Source organism: Clavibacter sp. A6099 (assembly GCF_021919125.1).
Classification (GTDB): domain Bacteria; phylum Actinomycetota; class Actinomycetes; order Actinomycetales; family Microbacteriaceae; genus Clavibacter; species Clavibacter seminis.
The window spans coordinates 3,206,382-3,225,021 of sequence record NZ_CP083439.1; the positions used below are offsets into that span (position 1 = coordinate 3,206,382).

General features: G+C 72.8%; 23 protein-coding genes. 7 read left to right on the forward strand and 16 right to left on the reverse strand.

Going from position 1 to position 18,640, the window contains the following annotated elements; translation table 11 throughout:
• Nucleotides 1–106: 106 nt before the first annotated feature.
• A complete protein-coding gene (locus KYT88_RS15310) occupies nucleotides 107–820 on the reverse strand; it encodes a DUF305 domain-containing protein (RefSeq protein ID WP_043583716.1) in 714 nt (237 codons plus the stop codon).
• A gap of 55 nt (nucleotides 821–875) precedes the next feature.
• Between KYT88_RS15310 and KYT88_RS15315 the strand changes: the two genes are divergently transcribed.
• From KYT88_RS15315 to KYT88_RS15325, 3 genes are all read left to right on the forward strand, one after another.
• A complete protein-coding gene (locus KYT88_RS15315; protein ID WP_043583714.1) occupies nucleotides 876–1,526 on the forward strand; it encodes a dienelactone hydrolase family protein in 651 nt (216 codons plus the stop codon).
• A 100-nt stretch (nucleotides 1,527–1,626) separates the two neighbouring features.
• Complete coding sequence (locus tag KYT88_RS15320) at nucleotides 1,627–2,046, forward strand: DUF4383 domain-containing protein (protein WP_043583712.1); 420 nt, start codon at nucleotides 1,627–1,629, stop codon at nucleotides 2,044–2,046.
• Nucleotides 2,047–2,180: 134 nt separating this feature from the next.
• Nucleotides 2,181–2,879 carry a hypothetical protein gene (locus tag KYT88_RS15325; protein ID WP_043583710.1) on the forward strand — a complete coding sequence of 233 codons (699 nt, stop codon included), beginning with the start codon at nucleotides 2,181–2,183 and terminating at the stop codon, nucleotides 2,877–2,879.
• A 30-nt stretch (nucleotides 2,880–2,909) separates the two neighbouring features.
• On the opposite strand, the gene KYT88_RS15330 is transcribed toward KYT88_RS15325, so the two are convergent.
• Nucleotides 2,910–4,211, reverse strand: a complete 1,302-nt coding sequence (locus KYT88_RS15330) for an ATP-dependent DNA helicase (RefSeq protein WP_012039613.1) — start codon at nucleotides 4,209–4,211, stop codon at nucleotides 2,910–2,912.
• A 131-nt stretch (nucleotides 4,212–4,342) separates the two neighbouring features.
• On the opposite strand from KYT88_RS15330, the gene KYT88_RS15335 reads away from it, so the two are divergent.
• The gene (locus KYT88_RS15335) at nucleotides 4,343–5,362 is read left to right on the forward strand and encodes a hypothetical protein (RefSeq protein WP_043584144.1); all 1,020 of its coding nucleotides are present in this window, start codon (nucleotides 4,343–4,345) and stop codon (nucleotides 5,360–5,362) included.
• Between the two features lie 115 nt (nucleotides 5,363–5,477).
• Nucleotides 5,478–5,903, forward strand: a complete 426-nt coding sequence (locus KYT88_RS15340) for a VOC family protein (protein ID WP_043583708.1) — start codon at nucleotides 5,478–5,480, stop codon at nucleotides 5,901–5,903.
• A gap of 22 nt (nucleotides 5,904–5,925) precedes the next feature.
• On the opposite strand, the gene KYT88_RS15345 is transcribed toward KYT88_RS15340, so the two are convergent.
• Genes KYT88_RS15345 through KYT88_RS15355 form a run of 3 tightly spaced genes read right to left on the reverse strand, consistent with a single transcriptional unit; the run spans nucleotide 5,926 to nucleotide 8,946 of the window.
• Complete coding sequence (locus KYT88_RS15345) at nucleotides 5,926–6,777, reverse strand: ABC transporter ATP-binding protein (protein ID WP_043584142.1); 852 nt, start codon at nucleotides 6,775–6,777, stop codon at nucleotides 5,926–5,928.
• A 19-nt stretch (nucleotides 6,778–6,796) separates the two neighbouring features.
• A complete protein-coding gene (locus tag KYT88_RS15350) occupies nucleotides 6,797–7,891 on the reverse strand; it encodes a FecCD family ABC transporter permease (protein WP_043583707.1) in 1,095 nt (364 codons plus the stop codon).
• On the reverse strand, nucleotides 7,888–8,946 hold the full coding sequence (locus KYT88_RS15355) for a FecCD family ABC transporter permease (protein WP_051629202.1): 1,059 nt from the start codon (nucleotides 8,944–8,946) through the stop codon (nucleotides 7,888–7,890). The genes KYT88_RS15350 and KYT88_RS15355 overlap by 4 nt, the downstream gene beginning before the upstream one ends.
• Before the next feature lie 102 nt (nucleotides 8,947–9,048).
• Between KYT88_RS15355 and KYT88_RS15360 the strand changes: the two genes are divergently transcribed.
• Nucleotides 9,049–10,053: an iron-siderophore ABC transporter substrate-binding protein gene (locus KYT88_RS15360; protein ID WP_043583705.1), complete on the forward strand. Its 1,005-nt coding sequence runs from the start codon at nucleotides 9,049–9,051 to the stop codon at nucleotides 10,051–10,053.
• Nucleotides 10,054–10,137: 84 nt separating this feature from the next.
• On the opposite strand, the gene KYT88_RS15365 is transcribed toward KYT88_RS15360, so the two are convergent.
• Nucleotides 10,138–10,428, reverse strand: a complete 291-nt coding sequence (locus KYT88_RS15365; protein ID WP_043583703.1) for a transcriptional regulator — start codon at nucleotides 10,426–10,428, stop codon at nucleotides 10,138–10,140.
• Nucleotides 10,421–11,104 (reverse strand): hypothetical protein, encoded by a 684-nt coding sequence (locus KYT88_RS15370; RefSeq protein WP_043583701.1) that lies wholly within the window; start codon nucleotides 11,102–11,104, stop codon nucleotides 10,421–10,423. Before KYT88_RS15370 ends, KYT88_RS15365 begins: the two co-directional genes overlap by 8 nt.
• Before the next feature lie 164 nt (nucleotides 11,105–11,268).
• On the opposite strand from KYT88_RS15370, the gene KYT88_RS15375 reads away from it, so the two are divergent.
• Nucleotides 11,269–11,943 carry a DUF998 domain-containing protein gene (locus KYT88_RS15375; protein ID WP_043583699.1) on the forward strand — a complete coding sequence of 225 codons (675 nt, stop codon included), beginning with the start codon at nucleotides 11,269–11,271 and terminating at the stop codon, nucleotides 11,941–11,943.
• A gap of 40 nt (nucleotides 11,944–11,983) precedes the next feature.
• Here the strand turns inward: KYT88_RS15375 and KYT88_RS15380 are convergent, their stop codons facing one another.
• The 9 genes from KYT88_RS15380 to KYT88_RS15420 form a co-directional block, all read right to left on the reverse strand.
• A complete protein-coding gene (locus tag KYT88_RS15380) occupies nucleotides 11,984–13,963 on the reverse strand; it encodes a bifunctional copper resistance protein CopD/cytochrome c oxidase assembly protein (RefSeq protein ID WP_043583697.1) in 1,980 nt (659 codons plus the stop codon).
• A 132-nt stretch (nucleotides 13,964–14,095) separates the two neighbouring features.
• Nucleotides 14,096–14,383, reverse strand: a complete 288-nt coding sequence (locus tag KYT88_RS15385) for an HU family DNA-binding protein (protein WP_043583695.1) — start codon at nucleotides 14,381–14,383, stop codon at nucleotides 14,096–14,098.
• A gap of 131 nt (nucleotides 14,384–14,514) precedes the next feature.
• Nucleotides 14,515–14,820 (reverse strand): 30S ribosomal protein S14, encoded by a 306-nt coding sequence (gene rpsN / locus KYT88_RS15390; protein WP_012039623.1) that lies wholly within the window; start codon nucleotides 14,818–14,820, stop codon nucleotides 14,515–14,517.
• Between the two features lie 2 nt (nucleotides 14,821–14,822).
• Nucleotides 14,823–14,990: a 50S ribosomal protein L33 gene (gene rpmG / locus KYT88_RS15395; protein WP_011187086.1), complete on the reverse strand. Its 168-nt coding sequence runs from the start codon at nucleotides 14,988–14,990 to the stop codon at nucleotides 14,823–14,825.
• Nucleotides 14,990–15,226 carry a 50S ribosomal protein L28 gene (gene rpmB / locus KYT88_RS15400; RefSeq protein ID WP_012039624.1) on the reverse strand — a complete coding sequence of 79 codons (237 nt, stop codon included), beginning with the start codon at nucleotides 15,224–15,226 and terminating at the stop codon, nucleotides 14,990–14,992. Before rpmB ends, rpmG begins: the two co-directional genes overlap by 1 nt.
• Nucleotides 15,227–15,421: 195 nt before the next feature.
• The gene (locus tag KYT88_RS15405) at nucleotides 15,422–15,865 is read right to left on the reverse strand and encodes a Fur family transcriptional regulator (protein WP_043583693.1); all 444 of its coding nucleotides are present in this window, start codon (nucleotides 15,863–15,865) and stop codon (nucleotides 15,422–15,424) included.
• Nucleotides 15,862–16,788, reverse strand: coding sequence for a metal ABC transporter permease (locus KYT88_RS15410; protein WP_043583691.1), 927 nt, complete (start codon nucleotides 16,786–16,788; stop codon nucleotides 15,862–15,864). The genes KYT88_RS15405 and KYT88_RS15410 overlap by 4 nt, the downstream gene beginning before the upstream one ends.
• Nucleotides 16,785–17,660 carry a metal ABC transporter ATP-binding protein gene (locus KYT88_RS15415; protein WP_043583689.1) on the reverse strand — a complete coding sequence of 292 codons (876 nt, stop codon included), beginning with the start codon at nucleotides 17,658–17,660 and terminating at the stop codon, nucleotides 16,785–16,787. The genes KYT88_RS15410 and KYT88_RS15415 overlap by 4 nt, the downstream gene beginning before the upstream one ends.
• Nucleotides 17,657–18,610, reverse strand: a complete 954-nt coding sequence (locus KYT88_RS15420; protein ID WP_043583687.1) for a metal ABC transporter solute-binding protein, Zn/Mn family — start codon at nucleotides 18,608–18,610, stop codon at nucleotides 17,657–17,659. The genes KYT88_RS15415 and KYT88_RS15420 overlap by 4 nt, the downstream gene beginning before the upstream one ends.
• Between the last annotated feature and the right edge of the window lie 30 nt (nucleotides 18,611–18,640).

Sequence of the window (18,640 nt, forward strand, 5' to 3'; positions counted from 1 at the left end):
GGCACAGCGCACAGCGGCACCGCGGCACCGCGGCACCGCGACACGACACGACACGCCCGAGGGCCCGACGCGATCCGCGCCGGGCCCTCGCGTCGCGCACCGGAGGTCAGCCGCCGAACGACTCCAGCAGCGCGCGCATCTTCGTGAGCTGGTCGCCCTGGGCCGCCGCCATCGCGCCCGCCAGCTCGAGCGCCTCGGTCGACGTGCCGAGCTGCGCCTCCCCGTCGGCCAGATCGATCGCGGCCTGGTGCCGGGCGATCATCCCCTGCAGGAACAGCCGGCCGGCGTCCGTGCCGGTCGCCCGCTTGAGCACCTGCAGCTCGGAGTCGAACGCGACGTCGCTCATCGCCTCGGTGTCGGCTGCGGATGCGCCGCCGCTCGCGCCGCCGTCGGCGCTGCCGTCCTCGGATCCGCTGCCGGCCGAGACGCCGCCCGCCTCGTCGCGGTCCTCGGTGCCGGTGGCGCCGGATCCGCCCTCCTCGCCCGACCACTCCTCGGCGAGCTCCGCGAGCGTCCTGGCCTGCGGCCCCTGCTCGTCGCGGATCTGCGCGGCCAGCTCCTGCGCACCCGGCGGCAGGTCGCGCACCTGCAGCGCGGCCACGGCGAGCTCGACGGATCCCGCGGCGTGGTCGCCCATCTCCTCGGCGAAGGACAGGTCGGCGCGGTTCCAGCCCTGCGACTCCGTCTCGGAGGGAGCGGCCGCGTCGGCGCTGGGGCTGGCGGCGTCGTCGGTGGTGCGCGGCGGTGTGGAGCAGCCGGCGAGCGCTGCGGCGATGACGAGGGCGGTCGTGGCGGCGGCGATGCGGTTGCGGTATCCCATGCGACGATCCTCCTCCACGGCGCGGCGTCGGAGGGGCCGACGATAGGTTCTCCCCATGCCCGAGATCGTCGACCTGCCGCATCCCGGAGCCACCCTCGAATTCGGAGAACCCGGCAGCCCCGTGGTCGTGCTCGTCCACGACGACCACGGCCGCCTCCCCTGGCTCGACCAGTACGCGCTCGCGCTCGCCCGCGCCGGCTTCCACGTGCTCGTGCCCGACCTCTACGACGGCCGCGCCACCCTCGACGACGGCCTCGCCGCGGGCCTCGCCGCCGAGCTCGACGTCGGGTTCGCCCTCGGCACGATCCGCGACGGCATCGACTCGGCGCGCGCCCGCGGATCCCGGCACGTGGGACTCGTCGGCTTCGCGCCCGGCGGCTGGCTCGCGCTCCTCGAGGCGCAGGACGGCGGCGCCGACGCGGTCGTCGCCTACTGCGCGAGCCTCGGCCCCCAGGAGCACGGCGTCATCCCGTGCGCGGTGCTCCTCCACCTCGCCGAGCACGACGAGTGGATCGACGACCAGCGGCCCGAGGAGTTCATCGGCCGGCTCCGCGAGCACGGCACCCCCATCGCCTCGCACACCTACCCCGGCACGACCCCCGTGTTCCCCGATGCCAGCCTCCGCGACCGCTTCGACCCCGACGCCGCGGCCCTCGCCTACCGCCGTACTGAGACGTTCCTGCTCGAGCATCTCGGAAACCCGTGACCGATCAGTGTCACATCGGCACCAATCCGGTCGCTTACGCGGTACGAATGTAGGGAGCCTGGGAGAACCCCGGCTCTTCCCTACCAGTGGAGGCACCATCATGAGCTCATCCCCGAACCGCCTGCTCGGCACCGTCTTCGGCGCCGTCTACGTCCTCGTCGGCCTTCTCGGCTTCTTGTTCCCGCCGCAGAGCGGGGGCTTCTTCTCCTCCGACGGCGGCCTGCTGCTCGGGATCTTCATGGTGAACCCGTTCCACAACGTGGCCCACCTCCTCATCGGCGCGGCCCTCCTCATCGGCGGCCTCTCCAGCGTCGCGTCGGCCAAGGCCGTGAACTCCACCATCGGATTCGCGTACCTCGCCCTCGGCATCGTCGGCTTCTTCCTCGTGAACACCGACTTCAACATCCTCGCGCTCAACACCGCGGACCACTTCCTGCACCTCGGCAGCGCCGTCGTGCTGCTGATCGTGGGCCTCGGCGCCGAGAAGGGCGTGCGCAACCGCGCCGCCCGCGCCGCCTAGGCAGCGCACCCGCCGCGCCGCTGCACCGGGCGCGTCACGCAACGCATCACCAGCACCCGCACGACAGCACCACCGCACGACAGCACGCAGCACCGCACCACCCGCGGCGCCCGGGACGACGAAGGGACCAGCACGTGTCACTGCTCATCCGCCACTGGCTGGCCCTCGCCGCCCTGGGCGCCGCGCTCATCCACCTCGCCGTCGGCGCGGGATCACCGCCCGCGGCCATGGTGGCCCTCCTCCTCATCGGCCTCGCCGAGGGCGCGTGGGCCATCGCGGTCCTCCGCTCCGACCGCCTCCCGCTCCCGGGTTGGGCCGCCCTCGGCGCGCTCGTCCCGGTCGCCGGCTGGGCGCTCCTCGTGACCGCGGCGGTCGTCATGTCCGCCCCCGGCATCACGAGCGACCTGCCCGCGATCCCCATGCTCGCCGCCACCCTGCTCGACCTCGTGGTCGCCGCGGTCGTCGGCCGCCACCTGCGCTCCCGCGCCGAGTCCGAGGCCCAGGCCGCGTGCACGGCCGTCGAGGCCACGTTCCCGGCCGACGTCGCGCTCGTCGGATCCGGCGCCCCGCTCCCGTCCGCCGCCGCGTCGCCCGCCGTCGTGGCCTCCGCGCTGCCGACCGCCGCCAGCGCCGGGGACGCCTCCCCCATGGGTCCCGAGCCCGAGCGCACGGGCGGCCGCTACCTCGTCGGCGTGCTCGTGGGCGCCTTCGTCGTCGCGGGCCTCGTCACCCCGGCCCTCTCGCTCACGCGCGCCGGCGAGTTCGCCGTCCCGCACGGCCAGCACAGCTCCATCGACCTCGACGGCATCCAGGGCGAGCACTCCGGCCACTGAGCCGGCCCCCGCCAGCCATGGCCCTCGGGGTCAGCTCGCGGGCGCCACCGCCGGCGTCACGCGGATCCTGGTCGCCTCGCTCATGAACCGCCGCACGTTCTCGTCGACGATGATGTCGCCCGGGCGCAGCGGCCGCGTGAGGAACAGGCCGTCGATGTCGGTGATCCGGCTGAGCGCCACGTAGGTCTGCCCGGGGCTGAACACGCGCGCACCCAGATCCACGATCGCCCGGTCGTACGTCTTGCCCTGCGACTTGTGGATGGTGACCGCCCACGCGAGCCGCAGCGGGAACTGCGTGAAGTCGGCCACGACGTCGCGCCGCAGCTGCTTCGTCGTGGGCGAGTACGAGTACTTGTGCTTCTCCCACGTGACCGGCTCGACCTCGTGCACGACGCCGTCGAGCTCCACGTACACGTTGGTGTCGATGCGCGTGACCACGCCGACGGATCCGTTGACCCAGCGCTGGTCGACGTCGTTGCGGAGGAACATCACCTGCGCGCCGATCTTGAGGTCGAGCTTCTCGTCGGCCGGGTACGTGCGTCCGCCGAAGTCGCCCGTGACGTCGGCGGTGGCGGTGAGCGAGCGGCCGGGCAGGCGCTTGAGGGCCTCGGCGTTGATCCGGTTCACGGTGTCGTTGCGCGTGGCCAGCGTGATGGCGCCGTCGGTGGGGGCGGGACGCGCGCCCGCGGCGTTGAGGACGCCCGCGATCTCCGCCGTGACGCGACCGTGGCGCACGGCGTTGAGCATCTCCTTGAACGCCTCCTCGTGCTGCCGGTGGATCTCGGTGAGCTCGTAGATCCGCAGCTGCGCCTCCTCCCACACCTTCGCGTCGAAGAACCACATGGAGCGGTAGCGGTCGGCGAAGTAGGCGCGCTCGTCGCCGTCGCCCGGCACGGGGGCCAGCTGGTACGGATCCCCGAACAGCACGACCTGCACGCCGCCGAACGGCACGTCCTTCTTGTGGCGGGCCTGGCGGAGGCTGCGGTCGATGGCGTCGACGAGATCCGCGTTGACCATGGAGACCTCGTCGATGACGAGCGTGTCGATGGTGTTGAGGAGCTTCCGCAGCTCGCCGGTCTGCTCGATCTCCTCGTCGGCGATGACCCCGATGGGCAGCTTGAACAGCGAGTGGATGGTCTGGCCGCCGACGTTGAGCGCCGCGACGCCCGTGGGCGCGCAGATCACGATCTGCTTCTCGGTGTTCCACGACAGGTGCGTGAGGAGGGTCGACTTGCCGGTGCCTGCCCGGCCCGTGACGAAGATGTGGTCGCGCGTGCCCTCGATGGCCTGGAAGACCGCGGCCTGCTCCGGGGAGAGGGGGACCGTGCTCACGCGGGGCTCCTGGCGGGTCGAGGGTGGATGCCGCGCGGATCGACGGCGGCGGCGCGGCGCGGATGCGCACTCGAATCTACCCCGGCCCCGCGACGGGGAGGCGCGGATCCCCCGCCCGTAGGATGATCCGCATGCCGAGCCCCGCCGTCGACGCGCGCGGCGAGCTCCGTCGGGCCGTCGTCGTCTGGTCCCTCCTCGCGGCGCTCCTCGTCGGCGCGTTCCTCGGCACCGTCGCCGCGCTCAACCAGGGCACCTACAGCGCCCACGGCTTCGTGCGCTCCTACCTCGACGCGCTCGCCCGCGAGGACAGCCGCGACGCGCTCGCGACCCCCGGCGTCGTGCTGCCGGAGGACGGCAGCCGCGCCCTCCTCGACGCCCGTGCGATGTCCGGCCTCGCCGACGTGGAGCTGGTCTCGGACGAGCCCGCGGGCGGCGGCGAGCGCGCGGTCACGTACTCCTACACGCTGCCGTCGGGGCCCGGATCCACCGAGTTCCGCGTGCGCGAGACCCCCGCTGCACTCGGTCTCTTCGCGCGGTGGGAGTTCGCGACGAGCCCGGTCGCATCCGTCGACCTCGAGCTGCGGCACGCCTCCACGTTCACGGCCAACGGGGTCGCCGTCGCGGCGACTCCGGGCGGCGAGACGGCAGCGGGTGCCGGATCCACGTACCTCGTGCTCGCGCCCGCCTCCCTCGCGCTCGACCACGCGTCCGAGTACCTCCAGTCCGCGGACGCCGAGGTCGCGGTCACGGAGCCCGGCAGCGTCGTGCCGGCGCGCATCGACGCCGAGCCGACCGACGACCTCGTCGCCTCCGTGCAGTCCGAGGTCGAGGCGTACCTGACGGAGTGCACGACGCAGGCCGTGCTCTTCCCGTCGGGCTGCCCGTTCGGGAAGACGATCCGCGACCGGATCACCGCGCCGCCCGTGTGGAGCATGACGGCCATGCCGCAGATCACCCTGCAGCCGGCGAGCGACGACCCCGCGGACCTCGACTGGGTGGTGCCGTCGACCGTCGGCACCGCGCACATCCAGGTGCCCGTCCGCTCGCTCTACGACGGCAGCGTGAAGGACCTCGACGAGGACGTGCCGTTCAGCGTGGGGTGGCGCGTGAGCGTGGACGACACGTCGGGCGTGAAGATCCAGGGCCTGTAGCCGCCCACGGCACCCTCCCCCGGCGTCACGGTGCGGTGCGGGCACGGCAGGGCCAGGATCGGGACGCAACAGGGTCCGTGCGACCGCGGGGATCCGTCACCCGAGGAGCGCCCCCATGTCCGCGATCATGACCCCGTACCTGTCCTTCCGCGACCAGGCCGCCGACGCGCTCCGCTTCTACCAGGGGGTGTTCGGCGGCGAGCTCGCGATGACCACCTTCGGCGAGCAGGGCATGAGCCCGGACCCGGCGGAGGCCGACAAGGTCATGCACGGCCGGCTGGACTCGCGCGCGGGCTTCGTGCTCATGGCGTCGGACACCCCGGCGTCGATGGGCGTGCCGAGCGGATCCGCCATCACGCTCTCGCTCTCGGGCGACGACGCGGTCGTGCTCGACGGCTGGTGGGACGCGCTCACGGCTGACGGCACGATCGTGCTGCCGCTCGAGCTCGCGCCGTGGGGCGAGCGGTTCGGCATGTGCACGGACCGGTACGGGATCGACTGGATGGTGTCGATCGCGGAGGCCTCCCCGCCGGCCGCCTGATCCGGCCCGCGGGGTCCGGGGCTCAGGCCCAGCGGCCGCCGCGCGGCACGATGAGCGGCGTGTGCGAGACGGGGTCGTCGATCACCAGGCACGGGAGGCCGAAGACCTCCTCCACGAGCTCGGCCGTGACGATGTCGCGCGGGGCGCCGGAGGAGACGACGCGGCCGTCCTTCATCACGATGAGGTGGTCGGCGTAGCGGGCGGCGTGGTTGAGGTCGTGCAGCACGGCGACGATGGTGCTGCCGTCGCGATGCAGGTCGGCCAGGAGGTCGAGCAGCTCGATCTGGTGGGCGATGTCGAGGAACGTCGTCGGCTCGTCGAGGAGCAGCACGGGCGTCTGCTGCGCGAGCGCCATCGCGACCCACACCCGCTGGCGCTGGCCGCCGGACAGCTCGTCGACGTGGCGGGCCGCGAGGTCGGCGACGCCGGTGGCGGCCATGGCCTCCTGCACGGCGTCCTCGTCGGTCGGGGTCCATTGGCGGATGAGGTTCTGGTGCGGGAAGCGGCCGCGCGCCACGAGGTCGGCCACCGTGATCCCGTCGGGCGCGATGGCGCTCTGCGGGAGGAGGCCGACGATCCGCGCGACCTCCTTGGCCCGGTACGACGTCAGCGGCCGGTCGTCGAGGAGCACGCCGCCCGCGGTGGGCGCGAGCAGGCGCGACAGGGCGCGGAGCAGGGTCGACTTCCCGCACGCGTTCGGGCCGACGATCACCGTGAACGAGCGGTCGGGCACGGAGACATCGAGGTCCTCGGAGATCACCCGCCGGTCGTAGGACAGCGTGACGCCCTCGGCGCGGATGCGCGGGGCGGCGGGCGCTGCGGTGGCGGCCCGGGCGGTGTCGGTGGCGGTGTCGTCCACGGGTGGATCTCCCATCGGGTCGGGGGCGGCGGCGTCAGGCACGGCGGGATGCCTCGCGGATCAGCAGCGCGATCAGGTAGGCGCCGCCGACGACGACCGTGACGATGCCGACGGGCACCGTCCCGGGCAGCGCATGCTGGGCGGCGAAGTCGGCGGCGAGGAGCAGCAGGCCGCCCGTGAGCGCGGCCGGCGCGAGCGGCAGGCCGGCGCTCCGCGTCAGGCGGCGGGCGATCTGCGGGGCCGCGAGCGCGACGAACGCGATGGGGCCTGCGGCAGCGGTCACGATCGCCGTGAGGGCGACCCCGAGGATCAGCAGCGCCAGGCGCGTGGGCTCGGCCCGCACGCCGTGGGCTCGAGCGGCGTCGTCGCCGAGCTCGAGCTGCCGGAGCGGCGCGGACAGCAGCAGGATCGCCGGCGCGAGCAAGAGGACGGCGACGAAGGCCGGCAGCGCACGGTCCCAGCCGACGAGGGCGAGGGATCCGGCGCCCCAGATGGACGCGGCCATGGCGACCTCGGTGCCCGCCTTCAGCAGCAGGAACGTGTTGACCCCGTGCAGGACGGCCGTGACGGCGATGCCCGTGATGATCAGCCGGAACCCCTGCACGCCGCCACGGTATGCGAGCAGGTAGACGACGAGCGCCGTGCCGAGCCCGCCCGCGAGCGCGCCGACCGCCGTGGGCAGGAAGGCCGCGCCCGCCAGCGTCGTGACGATCAGCGCGCCCGTGTACGAGCCCGTCGAGAAGCCGATGATGTCCGGGGATCCGAGCGGGTTGCGCGTGAGCGACTGGAACACGGCGCCCGCGACCCCGAGCGCCGCGCCGAACGCGAGCGCGGCGAGCACGCGCGGCAGGCGCCACTCGAGGACGATGGTGGACGCGAAGGAGCCGTCGGGGAGCGCCATCGCGCGGATCACCTCGGGCACCGTGAGCGGGAAGTCGCCGGTGCCGAGCGCCACCAGCGCGAGGGCGACGGTCGCGACGGCGAGCGCCGCGCCGACGAGCACCTCGCGGCGCTGCAGGCGGATCCCCACCACGGGCAGGCGGATGGTGCCGGCCACCCCGGCGCCGGACCTGGCGGCGGCGGATCGGGTCGCGGACGGGCGGCGGCCGGCGCGGGCGGGCGCGCTCACAGCGCCGACGCCCTCTGCCGGCGGACGAGCAGGATCAGCACGGGTGCGCCCAGCACGGCCGTCACGATCCCGGCGGGCAGCTCGGCCGGCCGCAGCACGATCCGGCCCACGATGTCGGCCGCCAGCAGCAGCACCGGCGCCAGCACGATCGTGTACGCGAGGATCCAGCGCTGGTCGGGGCCGACGATCCAGCGCGCGATGTGCGGGATCATCAGCCCCACGAACGCGATCGGCCCGGCCATCGCGGTGGCGCCCCCCGCGAGCAGCGTCACGGCGACCACGGCAACGGCCCGCACCACGACGACGTTCGCCCCGAGGGAGCGCGCGAGGTCGTCGCCGAGCGCGACCGCGTCGAGGCTCCGGGCGATGAGGGCGGCGAGCAGCACGCCCGCCGCGAGGAACGGCGCGACCGGCGCGAGGGCGTCCCAGCCGCGGTCCTGCAGCGAGCCCGACTCCCACGCGCGCATCGCGCTGAAGCCCTGCGGGTCGGCCAGCAGCATCCCCGAGGTGATGCCCGCGAGCACCGCGCCGAGGGCGACGCCGGCCAGCGTGAGGCGCACCGGATCCCCGCCGCCGCGCCCCGCGGATCCCACGACGTAGACCACCACGGCCGCCACCAGCGCCCCGCCGAAGGCGAACCACAGGTAACCGCTCACGGCGGTCACGCCGAGCACGCCCGTCGCGATGGCGACCGCGAACGCCGAGCCGGCGGTGACGCCGAGGATGCCGGGATCCGCCAGCGGGTTCCGCGTGACGGCCTGGATGAGCGCGCCCGCGACCCCGAGCGCGAGGCCCGCGGCGAGGCCCGCGAGGGTGCGCGGGATGCGGAGGTCGGTGATCACGACGAGCTCGGCCGGGTCGCGCGGCCGGCCGGCGAGGGCGTCGACGACGGCGCCGAGCGGGATGTCCCGGGAGCCGATCGCGATGCTCGCGAGCGCCGCCAGCACGAGCACGCCGAGCGCCAGCAGCAGGCCCGCTGCGCGCGTCGGTCCGCTCCGCGCCCGGCCCTCTGGGGCGTCGGGAGCGGAGGCGCGCGCGAGGACCCGGAGCGACATGGCCCGATGATCCTACCGTGCCCTTAGGTTAGGCTGCCCTTGCCTGACGGGATCCACACCGGTCCGTCAGCCCGCACCCGAACACCCGAGAGGCCCCGCACCATGAGGTTCCCCACCACCGGCTCCGCGCTCGTCGCGCTCACCGTCGCGACGCTCGCCCTCACCGGATGCACCGCCTCCTCCGACCCGGGTGCCTCGGCTCCGCCCGCGTCCGGATCCGCCACCGGCGCCTTCCCCGCGACCGTCGACACCAAGTTCGGCGCGGTCACCGTGCCGAGCGAGCCGAAGCGCGTCGTCGCCCTCGGCTGGGGCGACGCGGAGACCGCGCTCGCGCTCGGCGTCCAGCCCGTCGGCGCGTCCGACTGGCTCGGCTTCGGCGCCGACGCGGACGGCGTCGGCCCGTGGGCGCAGGGCCTCTACACGCAGAAGCCGCAGATCATCGAGACGCTCGAGCCCTCATACGAGGCGATCGCGGCGCTCAAGCCCGACCTCATCCTCGACACCAAGGGCTCCGGCGACCAGGCCCGCTACGACCGCCTCTCGCAGATCGCGCCCACGATTGGCGTGCCCGAGGGCGCCGACAGCTACCTCACCGACATGGAGGACCAGGTCGACATGGTCGCCGAGGCCCTCGGCCGGGAGGACCAGGGCGACGCCCTCCTCGACGCCGTCGACCAGCGCTTCGACCAGGTCGAGGCCGCGCACCCGGACTGGAAGGGCAAGACGGCCACCGCCGCCACCAAGACCAGCGAGGGCTGGGGCGCCTACGCCGAGGGCAGCGAGCGCGTCGCGTTCCTCGAGCGCCTCGGCTTCGAGCAGAGCCCGACCATCGCGGGGATCCCCGTCAACGCCGGCGGCTTCTCCGTCGACATCTCGTCCGAGCAGCTCGACCTGCTCGACGCCGACGTGATCGTGGCGTTCCCGATCTTCATCGACAAGTCCGTCATCACCGACGACCCGCTGTGGCAGGCGATCCCCGCGGTCGCGGCCGGCCACTCCATCGTCCTCGACGGCGACGTCTCGTCGGCCTACTCGATCGGCACCACGCTCTCCACCGGCTACGCGCTCGACCAGCTCGTGCCGCTGCTGGAGACCGCCACGAGCTGATCCGGATCCGCATCTCCCCGAGGGCCCGTCGCGCACGCAGCGCGGCGGGCCCTCGGCGTCGCTACGGCCCCGCGCCTTTCGGACCTACGCGTCGAGCATCGCCGTGAGCGCCTGCCGGTAGTCCTCGAACGCGCGTCGGCCCACCGTGGTGAGCGCGAGGTAGGTCACCGGCTGCCGTCCCTCGTGCGTCTTCCGCACCTCGACGTACCCGGGGTCCTCGAGCTTCCTGAGGTGCGTCGACAGGTTGCCGGCCGTCATGTCGAGGATCTCCTGAAGCCGTGGGAAGGAGAGCGCCTCCCCCGCGTCCAGCGTCGCGAGCGACGCCACGATGCGGAGCCGGGCCTGCGCGTGGATCACGGGATCGAGGTCAGCCAAGGCGGGCTCGCAGCGAGCGGCGCGTGCGACCGGCGAGCAGGGCGGCCACGATCCCCGTCACGAGGTACGCCCCTCCGCCCACGACGGCCATCACGAGGTAGTTGCCCGGGTAACCGGCGAAGGGCGCCGCGAGCGCCGCGACCACGAGGATCGACCCGAGCAGCAGCGACGACCGCGAGTGGAACAGCGCGGCGGTCGACAGCAGCATGAGCCCGGCGACGAACGAGAAGCCCGACGTGTAGAAGATCGCGAGCAGGCGGTCCGGAGCGTCGTTGAACGCGAGGCCGATGCCGAGCACGTACACCGAGATCATCGCCACCGACCAGCTGATCCCGTAGACGCGCCCCTGCCAGCGTGCCTCGCCGGTGGTCGCGAGGCCCGGGGAGTTGCGGACGCCGAGCACGATGCCCGCGATGCTCGACAGAGCGATGAGCCCCGCGAAGATCCCGACGGCCACCGGCGACGGCAGGCTCACCGCATCCGACCCGTCGATGAGCCAGAGGGCGGTGTAGCCGAGGATCCACGCGACGCCCCAGCACACCTCCATCTTCCAGACGAACGCGGTCTGCGCGTCGACCGCGACCCGCCGCTGATCCTCCATGAGCGCGCGCATCTCGCGCGGGTCGGGCGCGGGCCCGTCGTCGTCGACCGCGTCCTGGTGCATCCTCGTGTCCATGTGCGCCTCTCCTCGGACGACCGTCGCCCGCCGGGCTCCCGCCCTCGCTACTTTGTAACGCAAAGTGCTTTGCCGTGTCAATGGGTGGCGGATGCGATCACCGGTCGGCGTCCGTCATCATCGATGAGACCGATCCTCCCCGGGTCCGGCGTCGAAGGAGACCCATGAGCACCCGCAGCGCCACCATCCCCGCGGCCGCCGGCATCGCCTGGATCGCCGCCGCCGCCGTCTACGTCGGCACCGAGGGCGTCGCCGCGTCCGCCTTCCCCGGTTACAGCTACTCGGCCAACTACATCAGCGACCTCGGCGTCCCCGACGTCGCCGTCTTCCAGGGCCGCGCCATCGACTCCCCGCTCTCCGCGGTGATGAACGCGGGCTTCATCCTGCAGGGCGTCCTCTACCTCCTGGCCGCCGTGATCGCCACCCGCGCCCTCCGCGCCGGCCCCCGCCGCACCTTCCTCGCCCTCGCCGTCGTGCACGCCGCCGGGATCACGGTGGTCGGCCTCATCCACGGCAGCGCCTCGAGCGACGCGAGCGGCATCGGCTGGATGCACGTGGTCGGCGCCGGGATGGCGATCATCGCGGGCAACGCCGCCTCGATCGTCGCCGGGCTCGGCTCCGGACGCATCGGCGCCGCACGCGCCTTCCGCGTCGCGAGCGTCACGCTGGGCGCCGTCGGCCTCCTCGCGCTCGCCCTGCTCCAGACGCTCGGCGGGTCGGACATCGACGGCATCTGGGAGCGCGGATCCGTCTACACCGTCACCGCGTGGGAGCTGATGACCGGGATCGCCGTGCTCGTCGCCGCCTCGCGCCGCCGCCGCGGGAGCCCGCGCGACTGACCGACGCCGCCCGGCGCCCGTCGCCTGCCGCCGGCGCGGATCAGCGCCGCTCGGCCGCCTGCAGCGCCTCGAGGTTGCGGTTGTACGCCTCGAGCTCGGCGTCGCCGTCGCGGTCGGCCTTGCGGTCGTAGCGCACGGAGTCCCGCTTGTCGCTCTTGCTCCACATGATGGCCGTGACGATCGCGAGGACCACCGTCGGGATCTCGCCGATGCTCCACGCGATGCCGCCGCCTGCCTGCTGGTCAGCCAGGGCCGACTCGCCCCACGGCCGCCCCATCGCGCCGAACCAGTCCGCGAGCAGCAGCCCGGTGCCGGTCATGAGCGAGAGCCCGAAGAACGCGTGGAACGCCATGGTCGCGAGCAGCAGCAGCAGGCGCATCGGGTAGGCGAGGCGCACCGGCATCGGATCCACGCCGATGAGGTTCTGCGTGAAGAGGTACCCGACGATGAGGAAGTGCACGATCATCCACTGGTGCCCGATGTGGTCGGTCGTGGCCCAGCTGAACAGCGGCGAGTAGTAGAAGACGAGGAGCGAGCCGGCGAACAGCACGGCCGCCACGATCGGGTGGCCCACGAACGACGCGAAGCGCGAGTGCACGGCCATGAGGATCCACTCGCGGCCGCCGCGGCTGCCGTCCTGCCGCTTGCGGATGGCCCGCATCGCGAGCGTGACCGGAGCGCCCGGCACGAGCAGCAGCGGGATGACCATGGCGAGCACCATGTGCGCCAGCATGTGCGAGCTGAAGAGGTACTTCTGGTAGACGTTCACGCCGCCGTTGGTGATGTAGAAGAGGCCGATCATGCCCGCGACCCAGAGGATCGAGCGGTGCAGGGGCCAGGCGTCGCCGCGCTTCCGGAGGCGGTGCACCCCGGCGAGGTAGAAGAAGATCCCGAACGCGCACAGCAGGATCCAGAGCAGGTCGAAGTTCCACTCGGTGAGGTAGCGCATGGGCGTCAGCTCGGGCGGCAGCGGCTCGCCGGTGAGGATCTGCGCGGGCGTCGGATCCGGCAGCTGCGTCGCGACGACCTGGCTCACGGGCGGCGCCGTGCGGGCGAGCGCCGCGGCCACGCCGGACGCGACGCCCATGAACGCGAGCTCGGCGGTGACGAGCCACCAGAACGGGCCGCGCGCCGCGGATCCGCGCTCCTCGAGCCGCCCGATGAGCACGCGCCGATAGGCCGCGCCGAACAGGCCGAGCGCGAGCAACGCCGCCACCTTGATCAGCACCAGCAGCCCGTACGCGGTCAGCAGCCGGTCGAGCGAGCCGACGCGGATCTCCGCGCTCACGTACCCGGACGCTGCCACGACCACGAAGCACACGAGCGCGACCGCCGAGTACCGGCGCAGCACCGGCACGAGCCGGTCGCCGTCGAGCTTCGACCGCAGCAGCACCATCGTGAGGAGGCCGCCCAGCCAGATCGCCGCGAACACGAGATGCAGCCCGAGCGCGTTGACCGCCGCGTCGTGGCCCTCGGTGCCGCCCGCGTGGCCCTGCTGCGCCATGGGCACGAGGCCGCCGACCGCGATCACGAGCACGAAGGCGATGGCGGTGTGGTTGCGCACCGCGAAGCACAGCACCGTGACGGTGGCGGCGATCAGCGTCGTCGCGAGCCAGGCCTGGCCCACGGAGATCTGCGTGAGCACCAGGCCGAGGCTCGTGCCGAACTCGGCGCTGAAGGAGAACGCGGTGCCCGAGACGCTGAGGAAGGTGAAGAACGCGGTGATCGCGGAGGCGACCGTCCAGAGGGCGGCGCCCGCGGCGGCGATGTCGAGCGCGCGGCCGTACTCGGGGCGCTGGCGCGACAGGGCGAACGCCGCGAGCAGCAGCGCGCCGATGGCCGTGGCCGCCGAGATGTTCACCATCATCTTCGCGGCGGGCAGGCCGTAGCGGACCACGGGCCCGGCGTCCTCGAGCAGCTGCGGGGCGGCGCCTCCACCGATGGCGAGGGCGGCCAGCAGGGAGAGGAACGCGACGATGAGGAGGGCGGCGGGCCCCGCGACGCGGAGGAGTCTGGGCATGAGGGGATCAGCCTAACTCGCCCGTCCTGACGGGCGGCTGGCGGCCGTCGGCACCCGCGCGACCGGCCGGGGACGACACAGCGGGGGCGCCGACCGGAGTCGGCGCCCCCGCTGGGCGTGTGGTGAGGAGGACTACTTGACGGCGGCCTTGAGCTTGCTGCCGGCGGAGACCTTGACGCCCTTGGACGCCTTGATCTCGAGGGGCTCACCCGTCTGCGGGTTGCGGCCGGTGCGCGCGGCGCGAGCCGTCTGCTCGAACGCGACCCAGCCCGGGATCGTGACCTTCACGCCGTCGGCGACGTTGGTCGAGACGATGGAGAAGAGCGAGTCCAGCACGCCGTTGACGGCGGCCTGGCTCTGGCCCGACTCCGCGGCGACGGCGGCAACGAGCTCGGTGCGGTTGAGTGACTTGTCAGCCATGGGTGTCCTCCTCGGACCTGGTGCCGTTCTTCGCGAGCGGCCGTGTGGTGGATGGGATCTGTCTACGTCAGCGGACCGTGCGAGCCGAAGAGGCCATCAGCGGTCCGTTCGGCCGTACGGCCGCTTGGAACCTACCAGCTGGACTTCGTGATGCCAGGAAGCTCGCCGCGGTGGGCCATGTCACGGAAGCGCACGCGGGAGATGCCGAACTTCGACAGGTTGCCGCGGGGGCGACCGTCGATGCCGTCGCGGTTGCGGACGCGGATGGGCGAGGCGTCGCGCGGGAGGCGCTGGATGCCGGCGCGGGCAGCCTCGCGGCTCTCGTCGGTGCCGTTCGGGTCCACGAGGGCCTTCTTCAGCTCGAGGCGCTTCGCGGCGTACCGCTCGACGATGACCTTGCGCTGCTCGTTGCGGGCGATCTTGCTCTTCTTGGCCATGTTTAGCGCTCCTCGCGGAAGTCGACGTGCTTGCGGACGACCGGGTCGTACTTCTTCAGCACGAGGCGGTCGGGGTTGTTGCGGCGGTTCTTGCGGGTCACGTAGGTGTACCCGGTGCCAGCCGTCGAGCGGAGCTTGATGATCGGACGGACGTCCTGCTGCTTGGCCATTAGATCTTCACCCCACGAGCGAGGATGTCCTTGACGACGGACTCGATGCCGCGGGCGTCGATGACCTTGATGCCCTTCGCGGAGAGCGTGAGCTTGACGTTGCGACGCAGCGAGGGGACGTAGTACGTCTTCTTCTGCACGTTCGGGTCGAAGCGGCGCTTGGTGCGCCGGTGCGAGTGCGAGATGTTGTGTCCGAAGCCGGGGACGGCGCCGGTCACCTGGCAGGTTGCTGCCATGGTTTCCTCCGTAGGTACCGTAGGGCGAGACCGCCCTACCCAAGATTTCTTGTCGGCACGCCCGTCCCCGGATCTCGAGAGAGGGGGTCCTGCCCCTCGGGAGGGGCAGCGGGCGCACATGCGAGCGGATGAGCCGCTCGGCCAAAGATCGAGATTACGCGACGACACGCCCGGGCGCAAGCCGAGGGCCCGGGATCATGCGGATGCGGGGGCTTCCGAGGCACTGCCGGCCGGTGCCCCCGACGCCTCGGCCGCGCGGCGCGTGCACTCGGCGCAGAGGCCGAAGACGTCGACCACGTGGCTCGGGGCAGTGAAGCCGTTGCGCGCGGCGACGTCGTGCGCCCACGACTCGACCTCGTCGGCGGCGATCTCCACCGTCGTGCCGCAGACGCGGCAGATGAGGTGGTGGTGGTGGCCGCCGGTGGCGCACGTGCGGTAGAGGGCCTCGCCGTCCGGCGACTGCAGCGAGTCGGCGTCGCCCTCGGCGGCGAGGTCGCCGAGCGCGCGGTAGACGGTGGCCAGGCCGATCGGGGATCCCGCGTCGTGCAGGCGCGCGTGCAGCCGCTGCGCGCTCACGAACTCCGTCGATGCGTCCAGCGCCTGCCGGACGGCCTCGCGCTGCCACGTGTTCCGCTTCATGCCCGTGCCCTCCCGGCGGGCGATCCTCCCCGCCCCGTCAGGGTACGCGTCCCACCCGACGTGCCGCTGCGCGTGCGGAGGGCGTCGACGCCGCGGCAGACCAGGTAGATCGTGAACGAGATGGTCGTGACGTATGGGCTGATGGGGATGCTGCTGCCGAGCGCGAGCATGATGCCCCCCACGATGCTCGCGAGCGCGAACAGGACGCTGAGCGAGACGACCACGCGCGGCGTCGACGAGACGCGCATGGCGGCGGCCGCGGGCGTCACCAGCAGCGAGAGCACGAGCAGCGCGCCGACGATCTGGATGGAGACCGCCGTGCCGAGCCCGAGCAGGATCATGAAGACGATGGAGAGCAGGCGCACGGGCACGCCGCGGGCGGCGGCCACGTCGGGGTCGACGCTCGCGAACATCAGCGGCCGCCAGACCACGGCGAGGCCGACGATGACGACGGCGCTGATCGCCACGAGGTAGCCGAGCTGCGGGTTGTCGACCGAGACGATCTGCCCGGTGAGCAGGCCGAACTTGTTGCTGGCGCGGCCGTCGTACAGGGCGAGGAACAGGATCCCGAGGCCCAGGCCGAACGGCATGATCACGGCGATGATCGAGTTGCGGTCCTTCGCGCGCGTGCCGAGCACGCCGATGGCGATCGCCGCGATGAGGGAGCCGACCAGGGATCCGCCGACCACGTTCACCCCGAGCAGCAGCGCCGCCGCCGCGCCGGCGAACGACAGCTCGCTCACCCCGTGGACCGCGAAGGCGAGGTCGCGCGTCATGACGAAGACGCCGATGAGGCCGCCCACGACGCCGAGCACGGCGCCCGCGATGATGCTGTTCCGCAGCAGCGCGACGAGCGCGCCGTAGTCGGAGAAGTCGAACAGGCGCGACCAGACGTCGCCCGCGTCGGCGAGCAGGTGGATCACGCGGCCCTCCCGTCGGCGGGGGCGGCCTCGTGCACGCCGTGCGGCCCGTGGTCGCCGTGCTCCTCGTGGTCCTCGTCGTCGTGCGAGTGGTGGCCATGCGGATCGTCGGTGGCGCCGACCACGACGACGCGGCCGCGCACGCGCACCACGTCGACGGGCGTGCCGTAGAGGGAGCTCAGCACCTCGGAGTCGAGGACCTCGTCGGGCGTGCCGATGCGGAAGCGGCCACCCACGAGGTAGAGCACCCGGTCGACCATGTCGAGCACCGGGTTGACGTCGTGGGTGACGAACACGACCGCCGCGTCGGTCTCCCTGCGGTGCCGGTCGATCAGCTCGCTGACCACGCGCTGGTGGCCGAGGTCGAGGCTGAGGAGCGGCTCGTCGCACAGGAGGAGCCGCGGATCCGACGCCAGGGCCTGGGCCACGCGCAGCCGCTGCTGCTCGCCGCCGGAGAGGGTGGCGACCGGCGCGTCCGCGTAGGCGGCGGCGCCCACGGCGTCGAGCAGCTCGTCGACCCGGGCCCGCTCGGCCCGCCGGCTGATCGGCAGCCCCCAGCGGTGGCCGGTGACGCCGAAGCCGACGAGGTCGCGCGCCCGGACGGGCGTGGCCGCGGTGATGAGCTTCTGCTGCGGGATGTAGCCGATGCGCCGTGCACCGCGGCGCACCGGCTCGTCGAGGAAGCGCATCTCCCCCGACGTGAGGCGCTGGGCGCCGAGGACGGACTTGAGGAAGCTGGTCTTGCCGGATCCGTTCGGGCCGAGCACCGCGACGAACTCGCCGGGTGCCACGTCGAGGTCGAGTCCGCTCCAGAGGGTGCGCGAGCCGAACGCGAGCGTCGCGTCGCGGAGGCTCAGGACGGGTGCGCCGGTCACGATCCCCGGATCGCGGAGGCCACGGCGTCGACGTTCTCGGTCATCCACTCAACGTACCCGCTGCCCGCGGGCAGGTCGGCGGGGAGCGTCTCTGTCACGGGCACGACCGGGATGCCAGCGGCCTTCGCGGCGGCGACGACCTGGTCGGTCGTGGCCCCCGTCGTCTGCGAGTTGTACACGAGCGCCGCGACCTTCTTATCGGCGAAGAGCGCGAGCGTCTCCTTGAGCACGTCGGCGGGCACGTCGGTGCCCTCCTCGACGGCCTCGCTGAACTCGTCGGGCGTGCGGTTCTCGAGACCCATGGCGCTCGTCATGTACAGCGGCACGGGCTCGGTGATCGCGACGCCCTTGCCGGTGCCGGCCGGCTTCGCCGCGGCCTCGGCCGCGGCGATGCCGTCGAGCTTCGCGGTGAAGGCCTGCTCGTTCGCCTCGAACGTGGCGGCACCGGCGCTGTCGGCCTTCGAGAACGCCTGCTCGATCTCCTCGGCGAGCTTCTTCATCGTGGGCATGTCGTACCAGACGTGCTCGTTGAGCTCGCCCTCGGCCGGCTTCTGGTCGAAGCCGGAGATGTCGACCGCGTTCAGGAGGACGGGGCTCTTGCCGCCGGGGAGCGCCTTGATCATGGTGTCGACGAAGTCGTCGTAGCCGCCGCCGTTCTGGATCACGACGTCCGCCGTGGAGAGGGCCAGCTGGTCGCGCGAGGTGGCCTGGTACTCGTGCGGGTCCTTGTCCGGGCTGTCGATGATCGACGTCACCTTCACGTCGTCGCCGCCGATCTGCTGCGCGATGTCGCCGTAGACGTCGGTCGAGGCGACGACCTCGAGCGTGCCGCCGCCGGACGCGGAGGACGACGCGTCCGCGGCGGGGGTGGCGGATCCGGAGGCGCAGCCCGCGAGCGGGACGGCGAGCAGCGAGACGGCGAGCAGGGCGGTGAGGGGGCGACGGTTCATGGATCCGACGATACGGTATTGATAACCAGT